The organism is Enterococcus sp. AZ128, assembly GCF_051714485.1.
Lineage (GTDB): Bacteria > Bacillota > Bacilli > Lactobacillales > Enterococcaceae > Enterococcus_A.
Genome location: NZ_JBIORZ010000001.1, coordinates 247,000 through 270,176, shown reverse-complemented (window position 1 = coordinate 270,176; position 23,177 = coordinate 247,000). Strand labels below are relative to the sequence as shown.

The 23,177-nt window shown below is 38.9% G+C and carries 20 protein-coding genes; 8 read left to right on the top strand and 12 right to left on the bottom strand.

Annotation, left to right across the window (positions count from 1 at the left end):
* Nucleotides 1–21: 21 nt before the first annotated feature.
* On the top strand, nucleotides 22–483 hold the full coding sequence (locus IGI38_RS01180; protein ID WP_438725744.1) for a DUF441 domain-containing protein: 462 nt from the start codon (nucleotides 22–24) through the stop codon (nucleotides 481–483).
* Nucleotides 484–603: 120 nt separating this feature from the next.
* Complete coding sequence (locus IGI38_RS01175) at nucleotides 604–2,346, top strand: ABC1 kinase family protein (RefSeq protein WP_438725742.1); 1,743 nt, start codon at nucleotides 604–606, stop codon at nucleotides 2,344–2,346.
* A 201-nt stretch (nucleotides 2,347–2,547) separates the two neighbouring features.
* Here the strand turns inward: IGI38_RS01175 and IGI38_RS01170 are convergent, their stop codons facing one another.
* Complete coding sequence (locus tag IGI38_RS01170; RefSeq protein ID WP_438725454.1) at nucleotides 2,548–3,495, bottom strand: IS30 family transposase; 948 nt, start codon at nucleotides 3,493–3,495, stop codon at nucleotides 2,548–2,550.
* 162 nt (nucleotides 3,496–3,657) lie between these two features.
* Here IGI38_RS01170 and amaP point away from each other — a divergent pair, with 162 nt between their 5' ends.
* The 3 genes from amaP to IGI38_RS01155 all read left to right on the top strand — a co-directional run bounded on the left by amaP (nucleotide 3,658) and on the right by IGI38_RS01155 (nucleotide 5,046).
* Nucleotides 3,658–4,233 carry an alkaline shock response membrane anchor protein AmaP gene (gene amaP / locus IGI38_RS01165; RefSeq protein WP_438725740.1) on the top strand — a complete coding sequence of 192 codons (576 nt, stop codon included), beginning with the start codon at nucleotides 3,658–3,660 and terminating at the stop codon, nucleotides 4,231–4,233.
* A gap of 11 nt (nucleotides 4,234–4,244) precedes the next feature.
* Nucleotides 4,245–4,433, top strand: coding sequence for a DUF2273 domain-containing protein (locus tag IGI38_RS01160; protein WP_438725738.1), 189 nt, complete (start codon nucleotides 4,245–4,247; stop codon nucleotides 4,431–4,433).
* 76 nt (nucleotides 4,434–4,509) lie between these two features.
* Entirely contained in the window at nucleotides 4,510–5,046 is a 537-nt protein-coding gene (locus tag IGI38_RS01155; RefSeq protein WP_438725736.1) for an Asp23/Gls24 family envelope stress response protein, read from the top strand.
* Between the two features lie 158 nt (nucleotides 5,047–5,204).
* On the opposite strand, the gene IGI38_RS01150 is transcribed toward IGI38_RS01155, so the two are convergent.
* The 10 genes from IGI38_RS01150 to IGI38_RS01105 form a co-directional block, all read right to left on the bottom strand.
* The gene (locus IGI38_RS01150) at nucleotides 5,205–6,155 is read right to left on the bottom strand and encodes a P1 family peptidase (RefSeq protein WP_438725734.1); all 951 of its coding nucleotides are present in this window, start codon (nucleotides 6,153–6,155) and stop codon (nucleotides 5,205–5,207) included.
* Nucleotides 6,156–6,334: 179 nt separating this feature from the next.
* On the bottom strand, nucleotides 6,335–7,339 hold the full coding sequence (locus IGI38_RS01145; protein ID WP_438725732.1) for a nucleoid-associated protein: 1,005 nt from the start codon (nucleotides 7,337–7,339) through the stop codon (nucleotides 6,335–6,337).
* 395 nt (nucleotides 7,340–7,734) lie between these two features.
* Complete coding sequence (gene thrS / locus IGI38_RS01140; protein ID WP_438725730.1) at nucleotides 7,735–9,642, bottom strand: threonine--tRNA ligase; 1,908 nt, start codon at nucleotides 9,640–9,642, stop codon at nucleotides 7,735–7,737.
* Nucleotides 9,643–10,014: 372 nt separating this feature from the next.
* Entirely contained in the window at nucleotides 10,015–12,696 is a 2,682-nt protein-coding gene (locus IGI38_RS01135; protein ID WP_438725728.1) for an FtsX-like permease family protein, read from the bottom strand.
* 140 nt (nucleotides 12,697–12,836) lie between these two features.
* Nucleotides 12,837–14,180 carry a PFL family protein gene (locus IGI38_RS01130; protein ID WP_438725726.1) on the bottom strand — a complete coding sequence of 448 codons (1,344 nt, stop codon included), beginning with the start codon at nucleotides 14,178–14,180 and terminating at the stop codon, nucleotides 12,837–12,839.
* A gap of 12 nt (nucleotides 14,181–14,192) precedes the next feature.
* Entirely contained in the window at nucleotides 14,193–14,462 is a 270-nt protein-coding gene (locus IGI38_RS01125) for an ACT domain-containing protein (RefSeq protein WP_438725724.1), read from the bottom strand.
* Between the two features lie 340 nt (nucleotides 14,463–14,802).
* On the bottom strand, nucleotides 14,803–15,543 hold the full coding sequence (locus IGI38_RS01120) for a cyclase family protein (protein WP_438725722.1): 741 nt from the start codon (nucleotides 15,541–15,543) through the stop codon (nucleotides 14,803–14,805).
* Nucleotides 15,544–15,695: 152 nt separating this feature from the next.
* Nucleotides 15,696–16,634, bottom strand: coding sequence for an NADP-dependent oxidoreductase (locus tag IGI38_RS01115; RefSeq protein WP_438725720.1), 939 nt, complete (start codon nucleotides 16,632–16,634; stop codon nucleotides 15,696–15,698).
* 285 nt (nucleotides 16,635–16,919) lie between these two features.
* Nucleotides 16,920–17,600 (bottom strand): fructose-6-phosphate aldolase, encoded by a 681-nt coding sequence (locus tag IGI38_RS01110; RefSeq protein ID WP_438725718.1) that lies wholly within the window; start codon nucleotides 17,598–17,600, stop codon nucleotides 16,920–16,922.
* A 160-nt stretch (nucleotides 17,601–17,760) separates the two neighbouring features.
* The gene (locus IGI38_RS01105) at nucleotides 17,761–18,717 is read right to left on the bottom strand and encodes a sugar-binding transcriptional regulator (RefSeq protein WP_438725716.1); all 957 of its coding nucleotides are present in this window, start codon (nucleotides 18,715–18,717) and stop codon (nucleotides 17,761–17,763) included.
* A gap of 173 nt (nucleotides 18,718–18,890) precedes the next feature.
* On the opposite strand from IGI38_RS01105, the gene IGI38_RS01100 reads away from it, so the two are divergent.
* From IGI38_RS01100 to IGI38_RS01090, 3 genes are all read left to right on the top strand, one after another.
* The gene (locus IGI38_RS01100) at nucleotides 18,891–19,367 is read left to right on the top strand and encodes a YbaK/EbsC family protein (RefSeq protein WP_438725714.1); all 477 of its coding nucleotides are present in this window, start codon (nucleotides 18,891–18,893) and stop codon (nucleotides 19,365–19,367) included.
* 272 nt (nucleotides 19,368–19,639) lie between these two features.
* Nucleotides 19,640–20,323: a metal-dependent hydrolase gene (locus IGI38_RS01095; protein ID WP_438725712.1), complete on the top strand. Its 684-nt coding sequence runs from the start codon at nucleotides 19,640–19,642 to the stop codon at nucleotides 20,321–20,323.
* Between the two features lie 98 nt (nucleotides 20,324–20,421).
* Nucleotides 20,422–21,447 carry a threonine aldolase family protein gene (locus IGI38_RS01090; RefSeq protein WP_438725710.1) on the top strand — a complete coding sequence of 342 codons (1,026 nt, stop codon included), beginning with the start codon at nucleotides 20,422–20,424 and terminating at the stop codon, nucleotides 21,445–21,447.
* A gap of 29 nt (nucleotides 21,448–21,476) precedes the next feature.
* Here IGI38_RS01090 and IGI38_RS01085 read toward each other — a convergent pair whose 3' ends face one another.
* Nucleotides 21,477–23,036: a PucR family transcriptional regulator gene (locus IGI38_RS01085; RefSeq protein ID WP_438725708.1), complete on the bottom strand. Its 1,560-nt coding sequence runs from the start codon at nucleotides 23,034–23,036 to the stop codon at nucleotides 21,477–21,479.
* Between the last annotated feature and the right edge of the window lie 141 nt (nucleotides 23,037–23,177).

Below are 23,177 nucleotides of genomic sequence, written 5' to 3'. Positions count from 1 at the left end.
GAACTAAGGAGTGAACGTACTATGGAAAGCTGGCTTTTTTTAGGAGTCATTTTATTGATTGCCCTTATTGCAAAAAATCAAAGTTTGTTAATTGCAACAGTTGCGATTTTAGTTTTAAAACTAATTCCCCATTCAGATAAACTTTTGTCTCTATTAAATAAACAAGGTATCAATTGGGGGGTTACCTTAATTTCAGCGACGATCCTAGTTCCGATAGCTACAGGAGATATCGTCCTGAAGGATCTATTAAATACGTTAAAATCCCCGCTTGGTTGGGTAGCAACGATCTGCGGAGTATTGGTTGCTGTCTTGTCCTCAAAAGGTGTCGGTCTGATTAATCAATCACCTGAAGTCACCGTGGCATTGGTTTTTGGGACCATCATGGGTGTTGTATTCTTGAAAGGTATAGCTGCGGGCCCAGTCATAGCTGCCGGGATCACCTATTGCATTATGCAGGTCATTCAAGTTGTAACAAACCACTAAAGAAAACATCCCCCTGATTATTTTCTAACGAGAAGAATCAGGGGCTTATTTGTATCTCGCAAAAATCTCTTGTAAGATGGAAATAGAAACTTCACTCGTACAAACTAGGAGGCGGCAGCAATGAGAGTAAAATCTAGAACTGCGCGTTTACGGCAAATCATAAAAATAACAAATCACTATAATGTCGTCAAAAATATTACGCAACAGAAAGATCCAGAAGCTGTCCGTAAAGCATTTGAAGAGTTAGGCCCCACCTTCATCAAAGTAGGACAGATGATGTCGGTGCGTACCGATATTTTTACGTTGGCTTTCACAAAGGAACTGCGGAAACTGCAAGATGATGTAAAAACGGATGATTTCGATTCTGTCAAAACCTTGGTTGAAAAAGAATTAGAATTACCCTTAACAGAATTATTCGAAAGCTTTGATGAGCAGCCTTTCGCTTCAGCCTCTATTGCCCAAGCGCATCATGCACGGCTGAAAAATGGACAAAAAGTTGTCGCTAAAGTCCAGCATCCTGGAATCGCGGAAGAAATCGAATTGGATTTGTCTTTGTTTGAAAAAGCGATACCAATTGCTAATTGGGTGCCTGAAAGTAAAGTGATCGACCTAAAAAGCATTCTGAAAGAGATTCGGGAATCATTACAAAATGAATTAGATTTCCAAAAAGAATTAGTTCTAGCGGAAGAATTCTATCGTTTGAATAACGACTGGAAAGAAATTCGTGCACCTAGAATGGAACCCGCCTATTCGACTAAAAAGGTGATCGTTATGGAATTGATGCCTGGAACGAATTTAAAAGAATTAATCAATGCGGAAGACGACAAAATCGTGCAAAATAAGACAACTTATAAAGAACTGAAAAAAACAGTCAGTGAATTGTTGATTGAACACTTTATGAAAGAGGTCTTTGAAGATGGTTTTTTCCATGCTGATCCTCATCCCGGCAATATCTTGTTGCAGCTGATGACTGAAGAGGAAAATCGAAAACAGCCGCAGCTAAAATCAAAGGAGCAGCGAGGAAAAATCGGCGGAATCCCTTACGAATTTACTTATTCCAAAAACAAGCAGCTTCGGCCTTTCCGATTGAACTTCATTGATTTTGGTATGATGGGAACTTTGAATCGCGAGATGCAAGCAAAAATGAGCAATACAATCATTGCCATCTACAGTAAAGATAACCAACGGATCACTAATGCCGTTCATGCGATCTGCAAACAGGTTGGTGGCTTTGATGAGGAGAAGTTCACTTACGAACTAGATGATTTTTTGAATCGCTACTTAAATTTACCTGTTAAGGAAATTGACCTGCAGAAGGTGTTTTCGCAAGTCGTAATCATATGCCATGATAATAACCTGCAGATAGATGATTCGGTGACGATGCTGATTAAAGCATTTGGTACTCTAGAAGGTGTGATTGAGGATCTCAATCCTGATCTATCCTTGTTCGAAGTCGTCGCTCCTTTTGCACAAAAATATTTTCTTCAACAATTGAATCTGAAGGACGAAATACAAGAAACAGGATTGGACTATCTCACTACCCTAAAAGCTTTACCAAAAATCCCGAGCCATGCTTTGAATGCGTTAGATACCTTTGCTAAAGGAAAGGGCAAATTGAATCTTGAGATAAAGAATCAGCGAAATTTATTAGAACGAGCTGAAGCAATGGTCAATCGTTTGGTCATAGGTCTAATTCTTTCTGCTTTAGTCATCGGTTCTTCCATATTGGTTCAAACTTCACCAGAAGGCGACACTTTAATTTCTGATTTGGGAATTTTTGGTTATTCAGTAGCTGGCCTTTCTATTCTATTCCTAGTCATTGAGAGCCTCTATCGCCGCTACCGTAAGTGGAAAGAACGTTAAATAAATTCGTAGAAGTGTGCTTCTTGTTTAGCATACTTCTTTTTTTTATACAAAAATCTTGCTCTTTCTTTTTTTTCTTACGTAATAAAAAAAACGGAAAATCGCAAAAATAAATATTTTTAACAGGCCTTGTGCCCCCTAAACTGTCTCAAAAAAGTTTATTTTAAAAGTATAATGAGCAACTTTTTTTACGCTGAATTGTCAAATTAATTGCAACATTTCTTCTTGAAAGACTTCCCAACAATTTTTCCAGTTCAATGTTTTTTTAGGACGCATATTTATCTTGCGTAATGCTTCCTGTTTCTCCGTAGGGGGTACCTTTGAAAAATCAGTTCCCTTAGGGAAGAATTCTCTAAATAAACCATTCCCATTTTCGTTAGATCCGCGTTGCCATGGGGAGTATGGATCACAAAAATACATAGGTACGTCTAAATCTTTCTCAATTTCTTTCCAGCAAGAAAACTCTTTCCCACGGTCGACCGTAAAGCTTAAAAATGCCTTGTGACTCCCTAGGTCTTGCACAAAAGCTTTAATCGCTTGTGCCATTGACTTCGCGGTACGATCCCTCATTGAGATCGCCCAATAAAAGCGTGTTTTCCGTTCAATAAACGTTGCTTCGCAGGCTTTGCTTTCCCCTCTGCTAGAAACAACTGTGTCCAACTCCCAATGTCCAAATTCTTCTCGAGTTGACACAGAAGCTGGGCGTTCATCAATGGTATGCCCTACAGTCATTTTGCCTCGTGCCTCTTCTTGTTTTTCTTGTCTTCTGCCTTTATGTCTCAGACACTGTTTAGACACATTAAGAATACCGGCATAGAGCCAATTGTAAATGGTTTTGAATGAAACTATTTGACGATCATTCGCAATTTGTTCAGGGGACCAGCTGTCTTCAAGATCACATTCAATCTGATAAGCGAATTCAGAAGTCCATTTGGACTTCGCACCACAGGCACTGCGCTTCATTTCCGCATCTAATTGCGCATTGTCGGCATTATAGATCAAATCTTCGGGTACTCGTTTCAACTCACGATCAATCGTTGTTCGGCTAACACCAATTCTGTCCGCTATTTCTTGAATACTCTTGGCATCATAAATCATCGTCTCTATACATTTTCGATTATCTCGTGTAAGCTTTTTGTGTGAACCCATCAAAATCACTCCTAGTAGTTTGTTATCCTAAACTCATTTTACTAGAAATTTTTGATGGGTTCTTTGTTGCGATTAATATTACAATTCAGCTTACAAAAAAAGAGGAACATTTTATTATTTTATTGTGAACAATTTAAAAATATTAAAGTGAGGAGGTGCGGTATGAACAAGTTTCTCAAAACCATCCTAATTATTTTTTCATTGGTTTTACTTTCTATTTTTCTTTCCGTCGTCGCAATTTATTACTTTATTGCTTCTAATCCGCTAGATTTCAGCTCTTTACAACAATTCGTGCTAACGAATAATTATGCTCAGGTATATTTATTCTGGGTAGCGGCAGCGTTAACGATTTTAACGGTAATCGGGATTTTCGTAATCCTATTCTATCCAAAGAAAGTTACTAAGTTCGTCTTAAAGGAAGAACGTGGAAAATTAGCTTTGGATAAGCGAGCAATTGAAGGGTATGTTCGGACAAGTATCAAACAGGAAGACTTTATGGACAACCCCAAAGTCAATGTAACGGCGACGAAAAATAAAATTAAAGTGAATGTTCGTGGGCAATTGAAGAAAACATCCGGTTTAGTTGGTCAAACAGATCGCTGGGCCAAAAATGTCGAAACAAAAATCAAGGAATTATTAGGTCCGGAAGAAAAAGTTGCGATCAAAGTAAATCTTCAAGCATTTGAACCAGCGCCAACAGAAACAACCGTAACACGTACACGGCCGCGAGTAGAATAGGAGGAACAGCGATGCAGGAATTTTTAACACGAGACAAACTACCTTTGATCTTCGGTATCCTCGGTTTTATTTTAGCTGTGCTCTTCTTTACCATCGGCTTCTTTAAAACGATTTTACTGATTTTGATTACGGTCATTGGAGTAGGTATCGGCATTTACTTAAAAAACAATCATATTTTAGATGATTATTTAAGAAAATAGATTACACAATCCGATTTAGAAAAGCTTTCTCTTTTTGAAAAGGCAATACATTAATTACAATTAGGAGGATATATTGATGGAAAACACAACAATCAAACCAACAGAACAAAAAAAGGACGTTAAAGGTGAATTGACTTATGAAGACAAAGTCATTCAAAAAATCATCGGAATCGCTCTAGAAAACGTAGACGGCTTATTAACTGTCGATGGTGGTTTCTTCTCTAACATTAAAGATAAGCTAGTAAACAGCGATAATGTGACTTCCGGAATCAGTACTGAGGTCGGCAAAAAACAAGTTGCTGTTGATATGGATGTAGTTGTTGAATACGGTAAAGATATTGAAAACATCTATGATCAAATGAAAAATTTGATTTCTGGAGAAGTCGATAAAATGACTCACTTAGATGTCATCGAGGTCAACGTGAACGTTGTAGACATCAAGACTCGTGAAGAATATGAAGAAGACAGCGAAACAGTTCAAGATAAAGTGACTAGTGCTGCTCAAACAACTGGAAAATTTGCCTCAAAACAAACTAACCGTGCGAAAAGCGCTTTGAGCAATCAAACAGATAAGATTAGCGACAACCTAGAATCTGAACCACGTGTCCAATAAACTCGTCTTCCCCACTGACTAGCTGAAACTTAGCTAGTCTTTTTTGCTTTTCTTCAGGTCTGCACATGGTGATAAGAAAAATTAGTCTACGACACCAACTAGAAACAGCCAAAGCTACTTCTGGAACTAGGTTCCCGATTTAGCTTTGGCTGTTCTTTCTATATATCTTTATAGCCTAAATAATCCTTATACGTTTCCGCGGCCATTGTTCCTTTTACGATTGCCTGTCGAACGGCTTCAACTGCTAAAATCGATACCGCTTCAAAACTTGCTTCGATTTGATTTGCTCCCAAAACAAACAATGTATCCCCATCATAAGTAGTATGCGATGGACGAATCGCTCTTGCGATCCCATTATGACTAAGATCAGCCAACTTATTCATCTTGGCTTTGGGGAATGTTGCATTGGTCATAACACAGCCGATTACTGTATTGCCGTCAAATAAAGCTGCTTCATTTTGATAATGTTCGAGGAAAAGGTCTTCAGAGAATCCAATTTTAGTTTCACCAACTTTTCGAGCGCCAGCTATAATTTTTCCGACGCCTTCATCAAAGACATCTCCGACAGCGTTTACTGCGATCACGGCGGTTACCCATAAATTCCCATGTTGCATTGTGTGTAGTCCAATACCGCCTTTCATGGCGTTTCCCGCCCCATTAATTGTACCAACACTACAACCAGTTCCAGCACCATAATTTCCCGCGTGAAAAACATGGTTACTAAAAGCTGCTTCACACGCTTTACGACCAGCCTGATAGTCTGGACGAATATCTGATCGACCGATTCGTAAATCAAAAAGACTCGCCCCAACCACATTCGGGACAAACGTAACCCCCATGTCCCGCCCTATTTTATTCTCTTCTAAAAAATCTACGACACCAGCATTCGCTGCTAATCCAAAAGCACTGCCGCCAGATAAAGTTACTCCGTGGACAAATTTCCGATTATTCTCAGACTTTAATGCATCCGTATCTCTTGTATTTGGTGACCCGCCACGAACTGAAACCCCTCCCGTGACGCCATCTTTACAAAGAATTACTGTGCAGCCAGTCATTGCTTCTGTATCGGTATATTGGCCAATGCGAAAAAAATTTTGATATTGTTCCATCTTGTTCCTCCACTCATTTTCTCTATTCTAGCCTATTCCTCTAATCAGCTCAATTTTGATTAAAGCTTCTTTTCTATCTTATGCTAATTCTTGTTTCTCTAAGATTATGAGGTATAATTTAAGTGTTCATTAGGCAAACGATTCTGTTACTTGAAAGAATGTACAAAAACAACCGCCTTTTATAAGCGGTTGATTACTTCATCGACATTCTTAATGGTTACAGAGATTGTACCATCAGGGTTGTTCGTAAATTCGATTAATTCAGGGTTGCGATAAACGTCCAAGGGGACAATCAATTCGATCCCATTTGATAATTTCAATTTTTGTTTGCCGTATTTTTTTTCGGTGATTTCGCGAACCTCTCTCAATAGTGGTGCTTGATCCACGTACCCTTTCTCAACAACTTCTTCTTGGAAAGCCATTTGAGCTGATACATTATCTTTAAAAACTTTTTGTGCAACAACTTTTGCATCAATCTGTCCACTTTCTTCTACTACATCGTAAACAGCTTCCTTCACATCTGCGATCACATCATGCTTTTGGTTTTCAAATTTAGCACCGATTTTTTCGGCTACTTTTTTAATGACGCGAACATTTTCTTCCAAGGATGGTGCTGGACGACTTTCAATTACTTGTGTTGAAAAATACAAGCGTTTCTCTCCAGAAAACGGATATTTTTTCTCGATCATCTCATAGCTCAGATTACCTAAATTGACGACGATTCCCTCATCAGCCTTTTGCGACTTACTTGAAAGCAGGGCACGATGTACGATTAATTCATTTCTTAAACCCGCTTCATCCGAATCAACAATATGAGTATACCCTTCATGATAGTTCACTTTTAAAAAGGCTAAATACAGTTGCGTATCTTCTTCAAATAAAACGACAAAAGCATCTGCACTTGGTGCTTCTTCACTCTCTTTATAAGCCTCGTACCATCGAGTCACGATTTTTTCGCTAGCGGATAAAAAATCATGTTCCGCTTGTTGGCTTAACAAAGCAAAGCTAGAATCTTCTGTCAACGTTCCTGTCTTGGTTTGGGCTGAAGATAATTTTTGAATTTTTTTTGTTAAATACTCTCGAACATATTCTTTCGTTAGATCTAGTTCGCTCTGGCTATAAATTGGATCGCCTGATTCACGATCAACAATATGAAGAGCCGCTTTCTTTAAATAAATATCCATAAATTCCCTGCTTTCTAAAAAATGAAATTCTGCCTATGATTTTCTAAAAAACAGCTAGTACAACTTGGCTGCAGTTTTTTTCAATGATTGAAAAAGTCCTTCTTTCGCGCATCTATCATTCGCTGAGCATATAAAAAATGAAATAAACTCAGTTCAATTGAAAACAACTCTTAGAAAATTTAATCTTAAGTTCGATTACATATCATTTACTAACCTGATGAAGCAAGACGTAAAATTGACAAAAACAGAACTGGCAACTTGATTATCATACACAGGAAATAGGTAAAATAGCAACTATTCTTTTATTAAAAATTCGACCTTTTTCATTTGATAAATGTAGCCGAACAACCCTTTCAGCTACAAAAAAACGCTGAAGCAAGCTTCAACGTTTTACTTTAGTAGTAATGGTGATTTTTTTCCTGCGCCTGCTGCTGAAGCAACTTCATAAATTCAGCCTTCGACATTTGCTTGACGGTATCACTGCCATGTTTGCGAACCGCAAATGTATCTTCAGACAATTCTTTGTCGCCAATTACTAAAATATAAGGAATTTTACGCAATTCAGCATCTCGAATTTTTTTGCCTAACTTTTCATTACGGAGGTCTTTCTCTACACGAATTCCCGCAGCATGAAATTCCTGAAACAATTCTTCTACACCTGCTTCATGAGGCTGAGCAACATTGATTAATGCTACCTGCTTTGGTGCTAACCAGAATGGAAATGCTCCTGCATAGTGCTCGATTAAGATGCCTAAGAAACGATCGAGTGATCCAAAAACAGCACGGTGAATCATAACTGGCTGTGCTTCCTGATTATTTTCATCGACATAAGTCAGATCAAATTTTTCAGGCATTTGGAAATCGAGTTGGACAGTCGCACATTGATGACTCCGATTCAACGCATCCTTGATATGAATATCTATCTTCGGTCCATAAAAGGCCCCGTCACCTTCGTTGATATTGTACTTGTAACCAAGGTCAGTCAATACTTTCCCCAAAGAAGCTTCAGCTTCATCCCATAGCTCGATCTCACCCATAAAGTCATCTGGGCGAGTCGATAATTCAACACCATACTCAAAACCAAAAATCTTATAGACTTCATCGATAATTTTCAACGCTAAAGCAATTTCCTGCTCAATTTGATTCCGTCGAACAAAAATGTGCGCATCATCCTGACAGAAGGTCCGAACCCTCAACAACCCATTCAATGCACCGCTGAATTCATGGCGATGGACCTGTCCAAATTCCGCCATTCGCATCGGTAGATCCCGATAAGACCGCTTGCGATCCTTGTAAATCAAACAGTGCCCTGGACAGTTCATTGGTTTCAAGGCGTAATCTTCATCAGCAACCTTTGTAAAATACATATTGTTTTTATAATGATCCCAGTGTCCAGAACGTTCCCATAGACGTTGGTTTAAGATTAACGGCGTTTTGACTTCTTTATAATCATATTTAGCCTGTAGCTCGCGTAGAAATTTTTGCAATTCATTACGGATAGTCAACCCGTTTTCTAAGTAAAACGGCATCCCGGGTGCTTCTTCGGAGAACATAAATAAATCTAATTCTTTGCCCAATTTTTGATGACTGCGTTTTTCCGACTCTTCCAAATAATCTAAGTGCGCTAAAAGCTGTGCCTTCTCTGCAAAGACCACCCCCGTTACCCGTTGAAGCATTTCATTTTCAGGATTTCCTTGCCAATAAGCACCTGAAACCTTCAATAAGGAGAAATATTTGGCTGTCTTCAGTTCTAACGCAGCGGGTTCTAAGAAAAATTCTGTCGCATTACCAAAAGAATAAACAAAAACAGTTTGATTTCCATCGAGCTCCGTTAGCGCTGATAGTTTCAGCTCGTTGTCTTTAAATACTTCTTTCGCTTCTGACACAGTCATCGTTGCACTTTCTATCGATCTGTCAGCTCTGAGTTGTTCCTTGATATGATGTTCCAAATCCTTCAAAATTAAAGCACTCAGCGGCTGCTTCACACGTAAATCGACCCAAATCGTTTGATCCTCTCGATGAGATTTTGCAAAAAGTGCTTCTGGATAATGTACCTTGACCGCTTCTTGCAGTAGCAAACTGACTAATTGACAAATCGCAGTCGTTCCCTCTTTAGATGCGCAATCGTAAAAAGCAAGTTCCGCATTATTTTTAACAGGAGTTGATAAGTCAACGAGCTCGCCGTCAATGCTGCCAACGACTGCCTCTTCCATCAATTGATTTTTTATATCAAGCAACGTGGTGTTTTTCTCCACCCTTTGTTTGCTTCCATCCGGTAAAACAATTTCGATTTCCTCTGACATTCAACTCAACTCCGATCCGCTTTTTCAATTAAATTTTTCTTGCGTACCTTTTCTTTTTAATTTTAACAAATGGGTCGCAGGGTTTTCAATAAAAAAACGTCCCTATAAAAATAGGGACGTGAATAAACGTGTTACCACCCAAGTTCCCAAAAAGTTTGCACTTTTTGGCTCATAAGATACATAACGGCTATCAACCGGACCGTTTGCGGTCACTCAAAGGGAGTAATCTGCTTTTCTCAATCAGAAGTTTCCAGCCATGACTTCTTTCTCTTGTAATGAGTGCAAAAACAAATCTTATCCTTCTCATTGCATTCAGTTATTGATTAAAGCATAGACTTGCTCAAAAATTTTGTCAACGCTTTTTTCTTTTATTTACTCATTTGATTTTAGAGCATCGATCATATTTATATGTCTCAGGCGAAAATGCGTCGCGACCATTACGATTACCGAGAACAAAATCGTTAAACCGCCAGACACAAGGTATGCACCTACATGAATAACTAGTGGAAATGTGATTGTTTCCATTGAAGCCTGATCCAAAATAAATTTTGTCAAAATGATCCCTAGACCATAACCAAATAGAATTCCTAAAATAGTAAAGACAAAGTTCTCACGAAAGATGTAAGAAGTTACTTCTCGATCATAAAAGCCTAATACCTTGATCGTAGATAATTCTCTTAAGCGTTCAGAAACATTAATATTAGTTAGATTATATAACACGATAAAGGCCAACAAGCCTGATAAAACTACGAAAATCCAAACAATTCCATCCAAATTATCCATTGAATGCTCCTGAGTTTCAATTTGTGTCGACATAAAAGAAGTATTTGTCACTTGATCCGAACTCAAAAGTTTTTGTGCTAAATCCTTTTCTGCACCCTTAGTCAGTGGTTTACTTTTCAATAAATAACTATTCACTACAAAAGCTTCTCCGCGAGCCTTTTCATAATACTCTTTTGACAAATACAAGAAGTTTCCTAAATAATTATCGGTGATATTCGAGATTTTAATTTTAAAAGATTGCTGTTCTTCATCATAGACAGTTAAGCTATCCCCTTTCTCTAGGTCAAACAGCTCAGCCATTTTTTTCGTGATTACTGCACCCTCATTGGATAGAGAAAAATTTTCATCCTGTTTCTTCAAATGAAGATACTGTTTGAAAGCCTGACGGTTCTCCGGCACCATCATAGTCAACTTCTGATTGGCTTGTCCCTTTTGCTTCAGTTCAACCGTTTGATTCATCATAGCTAACTCACTAGTAATATTTTTATTCTCAGAAAAAATTTTTTCGACCGCCGTTTTATTCGGTTGATCTTTCAACGTAACAATCGCATCATAATCAATGATCGGACCAAATTGCTTATCTCCGACCGAACTTAGTGAATCTTTTAACCCCACTCCTGCCACCATCAAAGCTGAGCACCCAGCAATACCAATAACAGCCATGATCATTCGCGATTTATACCTGAACAGGTTTCGATAACTAACCTTTGAATTGAAACTCATACGGGACCAAATCGGTGTGATTCGCTCTAGAAAAATTCGCTTTCCCGGTTTAGGTGCTTTAGGTTGTAATAGTTCTGCCGGCTTTTCATGTAATTCTCGCAGTAAGACAAGTAAAGCTGCGCCTAAACTCGCAAACAAAAAGGCGATCGTTGCTTGAACGATTGGGCGTGACAAATAAAAGGCCTCCACACCAGGAAAATTATAACGATCACTTGAAAGATTAAAAACAAGCCGCGGCAGTGTCTGGGTTCCAATCACAGAGCCAAAAACGATTCCGATAGCGGCAGCAGACAAGGCGTAAATGATATATTTAATCGATATTTCAAAACGAGAATAGCCTAACGCTTTTAGCGTACCAATCTCTCGTCGATTTTCTTCTATCATCCGCGTCATCGTTGTGAAGGTGATCAACGCAGCAATAAAAAAGAAGAAGACAGGAAAGACATTTGCGATAGCGGCAATCCGATCAGAAAGATCACCATATTCTTGAAATCCTGGATTATCTGCACGCTGCTCATAAGAATAGCTCGGTGTCTTCAAATTAGTGATAGCTTTTTCACTATTATTAATTTTCTGTTGAGCTGACAATAACTTTTCCCTATTGCTACTAAGTTCTTTTTGCTGTTCCTCAAGCTCTGCCTGAACTTGAACCAACTGAAGATTTTCAACTGGCATCATGGCAGTCTGTTGTTCTAGCTGTAGTTTTGCATGATCTAACTCTTTTTGTCCATCATCCAGTTTAGTTAAATTACTAAGTATTTCCGCTTTTCTTGGTAACAATTCCTTTTCTGCTTCAGACTTGATTTCTGCAGCTCGTTCTTTTGGTCGATCTACAAAAATATCTTCAACCTTCTCAATGTTTTCATCCATCACTTTTTTATAAGAATCGCCATACGTTTCTTTACCCTTGACATTCGTAAAGAGAAGATAGATAACCGATTTCACTTCGCTTGAAAAGTTTTCTTCTGGTAGATAAGCAAAAAAATCAACGACTCCATTTCCCACGTTAGAAAGTCCTCGTTCTTCCGTACTTATATACATCGGTGATTGAACAAAGCCGACGATTTTATACTTTTTTCGTTTTAATTGATCTGACTGATTAATTTGGTACATTTGATTCAGGCGATAGCCTTCCTCTTTAGCCTTCTCATCCAGTACGATCTCGTTTTCTTTTTTAGGCAAATGCCCAGATTTTACAATCAAGTGATTCTGCTGACTCTTTTTATCATAGGAGTAAAGCTTAACCACTTGATTTTTTCCACTATCCGCATAAAAAAGCTGATGGCCACTTTCAACCTTAGCATCAGGAATTTCCTTCGCTAGTCTCTCATCCTCTTCAGTCAATCCGCCGGTGGAAATAATTTGCAGATTTGATAATTTTTGCTCGTCAACATACTGACTAGCCGAATGATTCAAAATTGGACCTGTAGCTTTGATTCCGACGTACAATAAGGTCCCTAATAAAATAATCAGGACGATTGCGATAAAGCGCCCTTTGGAATAAATAATTTCACGTAAACTTGCTTTAAAATAGGTTTTATTTTTCATTTATCTGCTCCTGTTTTTTCATCCATTTCATTCTAACACAAAACGTTTTCATGATTAGCACGAAAAATTTGCACAAAAAAAGAACAATGCAAAATAAAAAAATTCTGCATTGTTCTTTTTAAAATTGAGTCTATTTATATTTAGTTCTTAAATGAATGGATTGGTGCTGGAATACGCCCACCGCGAGCAATAAAATCTTCCGAACCTGCTCCATTGACCGCCATGACGGGCGCTCTACCTAATAAACCGCCAAATTCGACCATCTCGCCAATTTCTCTTCCTTTGGCAGGAATGATCCGAACAGCAGTCGTTTTGTGATTGATCACGCCGATCGCTGCTTCATCAGCGATCATCGCCGCAATACTGCTTGCTGGTGTAGAACCAGGAATCGCGATCATATCTAAACCTACTGAACAAATCGCCGTCATAGCTTCCAATTTCTCGATTGTCAACGAACCATTATTGACTGCATCAATCATACCAGCATCTTCAGATACCGGAATAAATGCGCCAGATAATCCGCCGACATGATTGCAGGCCATGACTCCGCCTTTTTTCACCGCATCATTCAGCAACGCTAACGCGGCAGTCGTTCCATGGGTTCCAACCGTTTCTAAGCCCATTTCTTCCAACACATGAGCAACTGAATCTCCAACTGCTGGTGTTGGTGCCAACGATAGATCTACAATACCGAAAGGCACATCTAAACGTTCTGAAGCAATTTTACCAACCATTTGCCCCATTCGTGTAATTTTGAATGCAGTCTGCTTCACAACCTCAGCGACAACATCAAAAGATTCACCTTTCACTTTTTCCAAAGCTCGTTTTACAACACCAGGTCCGCTGACTCCGACATTGATGACGCAATCCGCTTCGCCCACTCCATGGAAGGCACCCGCCATGAAGGGATTATCTTCCACTGCATTGGCAAAAATCACTAATTTTGCACAGCCTAGATCAGAAGCATCAGCGGTCTCTTTGACGATTCGGCCTGTATGCGCAACAGCGTCCATATTAATTCCAGCTTTTGTAGAACCAATATTGACTGAGGCACAGACAAAATCCGTCTCGGCTAAAGCCTGAGGTATGGAATCGATTAGAATCCTATCCCCATGTTGATAGCCTTTTTCGACTAAAGCAGAGAAACCACCTAAGAAGTTTACACCAACAGCTTTAGCTGCTTTATCTAATGTTTTAGCAAATTTCACATAATCTGTATCTGGAGTCGCTGCGGCAACAATACCGATTGGTGTAACAGAGATACGTTTATTAATAATTGGAATACCGTATTCTGCTTCGATCGCCTCACCGACTTTTACAAGGTCTTTTGCTTTTGTCGTAATTTTTTTGTAAATTTTTTCACAGGCACGATCACTATCGCTATCAATACAATCTAGTAAAGATATCCCCATGGTAATCGTCCGAATATCCAGATTTTCTTCTTCGATCATTCGGATCGTTTCCAGTATTTGATTGGTTTCCACAAAGAACCCTCCTTATAATTTATGCATCGTGTCAAAAATTTCTTGATTCTGAATACTGATCTTCACGCCTAGAGATTTTCCTAATTCATGAAGCTGTTCTCGTGCCCCTTCGAAATCTTTTGTAGCACTGGTTAGGTCCACTAACATCATCATTGTGAAATAGTCCCCCATGATTGTTTGAGAAACATCAAGAATATTAATTTTTTGTTCCGCTAATTTTTGACTGACACCAGCTACGATACCAACCTTGTCTTTTCCTATAACCGTTACTACGCCACGCATTTGCATAACTCCCTTCAGATAATTGTTTCCCATTATAGCACAGTGATGGCAAAACGATTAGAATTTTATTAATTAAATCTACTTTTTTTACCTAAACGTTCGTGTTTTGACAAACTAGCTTACCAAAAGAAGCGCATGGAGAAACTTATTGGCTAGAATAAAAATTTTATTTGAATGGTAAGTATGGTGAACATAAGTTTTTTTAGTCTTTGAAAAAAAAGTCCTTTACTATGAACTAGCCGCGAATGATGATTAGCATTTTGAATATTCCTACAATTTAATATTTTAGATTTCCTAAAAAAACAAGGCTTCGTTTTCTAAACGAGTCCTTGTTTTTTTACTATTCTGGAATGATCGCAATGGCCCGCACATTGAAGCCAGGAGCATCCTTTACTTTTGGCACTCCGATTGAGATTGCTCCGCCAACCGGCGGAAGCTCCGTTAATCGATTCAACACTTCGACTTGAAATTTGTCTTGGCCCAACCAATATAATTCACCAATCAATCCGCCGTTCTTCGTGCAATCAACTGATGAGTCGGTATCTAGCGTCTCATGACCAATCGCCGTTACATTTCGTTCTTCATGTAAAAACTTTAAAGCTGCCAACGACCAGCCAGGCGTATGAGCTTGGCCTTCTGAATCAACATTATAGAAGACTTCTGGATTCGTCCAGCGCTTTGACCAGCCACTGGCAAACGCCACAAAGCTGCCCGCTGGGATTTCCCCATATTTCGCTTCAAAACTATGGATATCTTCCACTGTTACAGAATAGTCCGCGTTTTCTTCAACTTCTTTTTCTTTATTGATGACGATTAATGGCAATAAGAAATCTTTGATCGGCATTTGATCCACCGACATACGATTTTCGACGAAATGTACTGGAGCGTCAATATGCGTCCCATATTGCGTAACCAATTGATATTCTTTTGCAAAAAAACCATCATCTTTCACAGTAACCAATGTTTTTTCCTTCATTGGTTGAAAAGATTGGAAATAGGGAATCCCGCCGTGGATATTGTGGCTCAAATCAACCCATTTCTGTTGCTTTAAAAAGTCGATGCTGTTTGTAATCTCACTCATACTATTCCTCCTCACACTCAATAATTAGAACGTTTTCATTTTCTCTTAACGATACCGAGAAAAAATTCCTCTGTCAAATCATTATCAAAACGACAGGAGTAGGAGCGTAGCTGATAAAGAAGCTGCGCCAAATATTTAGCACAGCTCCTTGATTAGTTATTTGTTAAAACAATTTTTCCTTTAGCATGATGTGTCGCACTTAATTCATGTGCTTCCCTCACCCCAGCTGCTGTAAGTGGGTAAGTATGACCAACTACACTTCTGACCTTTCCTTCAGTCATTAGATCAGCTATTTCTTGTAATTGTTTGCCATCTGGTTGAAGCCAAATACTCTCTGCTTTAGCAATACTCTTGGCTAATTCTTCATCCGGTTGGTTGACGATCGAGATTAGACGGCCATTTTTATTTAACACTTTGAAACTGTCATTTTGAATATCTCCGCCCATCGTATCAAAAACTACATCGATGTCTTCCAACACTTCTGAAAAATCAGTGGTATGGTAATCAATTACTTGATCCGCACCTAACTCTTTTAACAATGCATGATTCTTTTCACTTGCGGTAGTGATGACTGTCGCTCCAGCATTTTTAGCTAATTGAATAGCATAAATACCTACACCCCCTGCACCAGCATGAACTAAGACTTTTTCACCCGCTTTTAGTTTTCCATGAATGAATAGCGCTTGATAAGCAGTTAATCCTGCTAAAGGTACCGCTGCCGCATCTTCAAAAGACACTGAATCAGGTTTTTCTGCTAATAAGTGATCATCAACAATCGCATAATCTGCATATGTCCCAAAACGTGTCGTTTCTGGACGAGCAAAAATTACTTGGCCTGCCTGCCAATCATTTACTTCTGTTCCAACTTCCACAATCTCACCTGCAACATCCCAACCTAAAATGATTGGAAAATTCCAAGGCATCATTTGAGCTAAATACCCTTCTCGTAATTTCCAATCAATCGGATTAACTGATGTAGCCTTTACCTTTACTAAAACTTGATGATCGCCTAGTTCGGGCAATACCACATTGCTTTCTTTTAATTGGTTCGCATGACCATATTCTTCTATTACAATTGCGCGTGTTTCCATTCGTGCATCCCTCCATATCGCTCCATTATAAAAGCCCCATCTAAAATTCGGAAATGATTTGCTTAATTAAACAAACAGGAAGACAGGAATAAATCGTTTGAAATTTTCCAAACAATTCTAAAAAAAACGAAAAGAATCCACGCCTCTAACTGAATAATAAAATAAATGATTTGAATCTATCAAAATTTTATTTTCCCACATACAGTGATACCTGTAAAAAGCTGGAGTGAAAAAAGACTGCAGGCTAATTTGCCTACAGTCAGGAAAGATTTTTTAAAACGACGTTTATAAGTCGGCAACTGTTGTTCCTTCGCCGAAGATTATTTCCCAATCACCAGTAAAATCAGTTACCGCTTGAGCGATTGACGGCATTGCCAATGCTTGTTGAATGATATCAACACCCATCGTCGCAGCTTGACTGCCATTTTCCAAGGCAGCATTGACTTGTCCGACGTTCTTAAAGCTGGCTGCTAAGATTTTTGTATCGCTCTTCGTACGAGCGATTTCTTCTGCCATTTCAAAAATTGCTTCACGAGGATCAATGTTTAGATTTTCCATTCGATTGAAGTATGGTGCAATGTAATCCGCACCAGCCGCAATTGCTAAATAAGCTTGGAACTTAGTATAGATAGCAGTAGCTGTAACATTGATACCGCGACGCTTCAATTCTTTGATTGCTTTCAAGCCTGGTTCATTGACCGGAATCTTGATGAATACTTTTTGATCGATATTCGCTAGAATCGTTTCTGCATCCTTAATAATTCCATCATAGTCTGTTGCAACAACCTGTACATGCAATGAACAGTGCTCACCGATGATTCCACGGATTTCTTTCATGTGTTGGAAAAAATCGATTTTCCCTTCTTTTTTTACGATCGAGGGATTTGAAGTAACACCAGCAATCGGTAAAAAGTCAGTAAATCTTTTAATATCAGCAATATTGGCTGTATCTAGCATAAATTCCATCTTTAAAAACTCCCTTACTTTTTTCTATGGGATAAGCATAGCACCTTCAAAAAAAAATTTCTGCCTTCTCCCGATAAAAAAAACGAAAAGCTTAGTAGCACGCCATTTATAAGTGAACATTCATAAACAATCGCACAAATGTGCAATTTTTATAAACAAACTACTTTCGTTGGATTGATCGCAGAATCTCTAGTGCTGTTTCCTGATCTGTGATCAGTGTTTTAAGATAACCTTTTTCCAGTAGAGGAAAGATCGAACGAGCTTTAGAAATCCCACGAGCGATCCCCACCGTTTGTGGAACATTGGCTAATTCATCCAAAGATAAACCAATCGTCCGCTGATTCAGTGGTCCGTTCAAAAGTTTCCCGTAGCTATCATAGAACCTGCAACAGCAGTCGCCTACCGCTTCACGTAATTTTAATTCTTCATAATCTCTTGGCGATAGTAAGTCGCGCCATTGGCTTTTATGATAGCTTAAGGGTCCGCCAACTCCTACGATAACTAAGTCCAATCGTTTCCAATATTCTTTTATATCATGGAAATATTTTGAATTAAAAATTCCATCTGCCAATTCTTTGGTTTCTTGAATCACCGTAGCATTCACAAACAGACTTTGCCCATTCAACTTACGCGCCAACTCATAGACTAGCGTATTCACATGATAGCGAGAATTGATGTGGCTGGGGCCACCAACTACTGGTACAACAGAAACGTCCGATAATTGCTTTGGATCAATTTTGTTAACTGCTCTGCCGACACTAGCTCCCCATGACAAGCCAACAACCATTTCATCGGATAATTGCCGACGAATCCAATTACCTGCCACTTCGGCTAGCTGTTCCTCTTTGGCTTCTTCACTGATATCATTTTCGTTCGGAACCAATTCTACAGCAGTCAATCCAAACACCTGCTTCAACTGCTCCTCCAACTCGAACAGGCTCGCATCAAAATGATTTATTTTAATCTCTACTATACCTTCTGATTTTGCCTGACTTAACATTCGACTCACCGTCGTTCGATAGATTGTTAATTCTTTGGCGATTTGTGCCTGTGTCAATTCCTGTTCGTAGTACATGTAAGCGACTTTGGCTAATAATTTTTTCTTATCTTCTTTCATATTCATTTCCTCCCGTAAGAGCATCTTCTTCTATTCTAACAAAATATCATTTACTGCGTTCAGTAAAGCGTGTATCATTAGTAATTAATCAAATTGCTGTCATAGAAATAATGGCAGCAAGAGCAGCAATGACATACTTCATGCGGAAAAATTCATGAATAGGAGGAAACTAAATGTCTATTGAAACTGTAAAAGAGTATTTTGCTCAATATGGAATTGCTGATCGCATCCAAGAATTTCCTGTCTCCAGCGCAACCGTCGAACTGGCGGCACAAGCATTGAACTGTGCCCCTGAACGTATCGCTAAGACCTTGTCTTTCAAACTAAAAAAAGCAGATAAAAGCATCTTGATCGTCGCTGCAGGTGATGCAAAGATCGCTAATGTGAAATACAAAGCTGCTTTTGGCGAACGGGCATTGATGTTGAAAGCAGATGAGGTAGAAACAGTTATCGGTCATCCAGTAGGCGGTGTCTGTCCTTTCGGAATTAACCCAGGTGTGGATGTTTATCTGGACGAATCCTTAAAACGCTTTGAGACTATCTATCCTGCCTGCGGAAATTCAAACAACGCAATTGAATTGACATTACCGGAATTAGAAAAATATGCTCAGTTCAAACAATGGGTTGATGTTTGTAAGGATTGGGAATAAAAACGAGGCAGATATTTCTGCCTCGTTTTTATTAAATGACTCCTTGTTCAATTACTTGGCAATCAATCAAATAATTTCCAAAAATTTTCTTCACTTCAACTTAATCAACTACCGTATCCTCTTCGAATCGATTGTGACCTGTATAACTCTTTCCTCCATATTCCCCTCATCATATTTTTACTCTAGTTTAAACGATTTCATGCGAAATCAAAAGCTTACTTATTATTTAAAGAGTTCGTTATAATGGATGTGTAGAAAGAGAGGTACATACTATGAAAATCACTTATCATGGTCACTCAGTTCTATCGATTTTTTTGGAAAACGGTCAAAAATTGTTGTTTGATCCCTTTATAACTGGGAACTCGTTGACAGACCTACTTGCAGATGAAGTTGAAACAGATTGGATCTTAGTCACTCACGGTCATAACGACCACATCGGAGATATGATCCCGATTGCGAAACGCAACGATGCAACAATTATCAGTATTGTGGAAATCTGCAACTTCGCCGCGAATAACGGCGTGAAAAAGACTCATGGAATGAACATCGGTGGAAAATATGATTTTCCTTTTGGTCGTGTAAAGATGGTCCATGCACAACACAGTTCGGGTTACGAGGTTAATGGGCAAACCTTATACATGGGTGAACCTGCTGGGTTTATTTTGCAGGCTGAAGGAAAAACGATTTATCATGCTGGTGACACCTCGAACTTTGGTGACATGTCACTTTTTGGCGAAGCTTTTGATATTGATATCGCCTTTTTACCGATAGGAGATAATTTCACGATGGGACCACAGGAGGCTGCCAGTGCCGCTAAGCGTTTGAAAGCCAAACAAGTCGTTCCGATCCACTACAATACCTTCCCTGTCATCAAACAAGATCCCGAAGTATTTGTTAAGCTATTGTCGGAAAATATCGGAAAAGTCATGACTGTTGGAGAATCCATTGAAATTTAACTAGTGAGAAGCTTGTGAACAAAAAATGTTCACAAGCTTTTTTAGCTATTTTTATCTGCTACAATAAGGTAAATCAAACAAGATGAGAGGGGTTCCTTATGTTAAATTTTGAGAGCGACTATTTAGAGGGTGCGCACGAAAAAATCTTGCAGCGAATGATTGAAACGAATGAAGAAAAATTAAGTGGTTACGGACGGGATAAGTATTCTGCTTCTGCGATTGAAAAAATTCGTAAAGCATGCCTTTGCCCTGAGGCTGACGTTTTCTTTATCGCTGGCGGTACTATGACCAATGCGCTAGTTATTGCTTCTTTGTTGAAGAAAATCGAAGGCGTTATTGCTCCTGAAACAGGCCACATAACCACCCATGAAACGGGTGCAATTGAATTTTCGGGGCACAAAGTTTTGAGTCTACCGCAAACAAACGGAAAAATTTCGGCTCAACAAATTCGTGATTACCTTGAGCAGTTTTGGGCAGACGACAATCGGGAGTTCATGGTATTTCCCGGAATGGTTTATTTATCCCATCCAACGGAATACGGTACGCTGTATTCCAAAGAAGAATTGAAAAATATTTCTGAGGTCTGTCGTAAATATAAAATCCCGCTCTTCATGGATGGGGCGCGATTAGGTTATGGTCTAGCAAGTCCGGAATCAGATTTGACGCTACCGATGATTGCTGAATACTGTGATGTTTTTTATGTCGGTGGAACCAAAGTTGGAGCTTTCTTAGGTGAAGCGATCATCTTTACAAAAAACAATTTGCCAGAGTATTTTGTCGCCCATATGAAACAGCAAGGTGCACTATTAGCTAAAGGTCGATTACTTGGACTGCAATTCGATACTTTATTTACTGACCAGCTGTATTTTGAAATCAGTGAGCATGCAATCGCGATGGCGATGAAATTGAAAGATGGATTAATTGAAAAGAATTACCGCTTCTATTTAGATTCACCGACCAATCAGCAATTCATTATCTTAAACAACTACAAAATGGACGAATTAAAAAAGAAAGTAGCGTTTAGTTTCTGGGAACAATACGATGACGAACACACTGTAATTCGTTTCGCTACTAGTTGGGCAACAAAAGAAGCAGACATTGATGCACTATTGGCGTTACTATAAAAAATGCGGCTCAAGTTCGAGCCGCATTTTTACAGACTGATCAATCGATAGGTCAAGCAAGCAACATAACATTCATAACTTTCAGAAAAACGCATAACGTTGTATCCCAATGCTTCACTGATTTTTTTGATACGATACTTCACAGTATTTTTATGGATAAATAATTGTTCGCTGCAAACTTGAAAATCCGCACCGGCATCCAGAAGAAAACTGCACAAGGTCATAAGTTGTTCTTTGCTGTCCATGATTGGTGCCAACACACTCAGCGTTTCCTCGACCTCTGCTTCTCCTGCCTGGATCAGCTTAGTTGCATGGGCAACTTGACGAATCTCACTGATAGAAAAGCTCTTCTTGCCGTGAAATAATTTGGGCAGCTGCAAAGCGACTTTATTGACTAATTGATACGTCATTCGTACATCTGTCGTATTGCGCAAACGCGGACATAAAACGATGCTGTCGATCATATCTTGATACGGGCTAGTTTGAAGGTAGCTTTCTCCCAACTCCAACTCAGAATCATTGTGACAATAATCTCCCAAAAGCACAATCAATTGGTCATCCACTAATTGCGCAACACAAGTCTTATAATATTTTGAGGCATACCCCAGAATATCCTCTTTGAGCTTTTTTTCTCCTCTTAAATCATTTAATTGCAGCAGCCACATCAAGCCGATACTTTTTACATCAACCTTCAAATGATTGGCTAGACGATACATCTTTTCGCTTTCGTCATTTAAAATGGCTTGAACTAAGGCATGCTCACTGATTTCTCCTTGTTTTTTCCCCCATAGGTTCATCGCAACTTGCAACAATTCCACCGACTGGACACATTCGGCCTCAGTCAGCAGCTCATGCTCTTTCAAAAGATAAAAGCGCAACACACCGTTTTCTTTGTGGTACAGCTCTTTGTAGAATATCGCAAAATCATTTTTCTGAACCTGCTGACCATCATCCACTACTACACGACGCAATAGACGTTCCAAATCAATCGAAGAATTGCGAGGCCATTTGATTTGATTAATCACTTCATTATCTGGATTCGTTAGGATGATATTTATCCGCAAAAAATCAGATAACAGCTTCAAGGTTACCTCGACCGTACGTAGATGCTCCGGCAACAGTGACGCTTTTTCTAAAACTTCATTCACAATATTTTCCGTTGGACGATCTTTTAGTATCGCCGCCATTCCTTCAACAAGCACCTCGCTGTAACGAATCTGTCTCTGATTTTTAGGCATTTGAATAATAACAAAATCTAAATCCTCAGCTGTTTTGATTACTTCCGAGGAAAGTCTTGGGACCACTATTCCTACATAATAGAGAATGATCCCCAACTCCCCCATTTTATGCAGCCGACAAATTGTTTCGCATTGTTTTGCTGTGTCGTCTTTGATGTCAAAAAAAGAGGTCAGCATCAACTCCCCTGAATGGTACTCTGTTGTTTCAAGCAAATCCGCACAGTCATCCATATCTGAAATATCTAAGAAAGATAAAGAAGTGACGGTCTGATTCAAGCAATTTTGTCCACTCATCAATTGAGCCTCACGCAAAGAAGGTAATCCTAACAACTCTTTCAATTTTGCACCCAAATTCATTCCTCCTTAAAATTTTCACATCAAATTTTATTTTTCTTCTAACCTTAGCAGATTCATAATTTCTTGTCTATCCATTTTTATTCAAAATAAGTAAATTACCTTGTGAAAAATGATAGATTTTTCTTCAAAAATTAT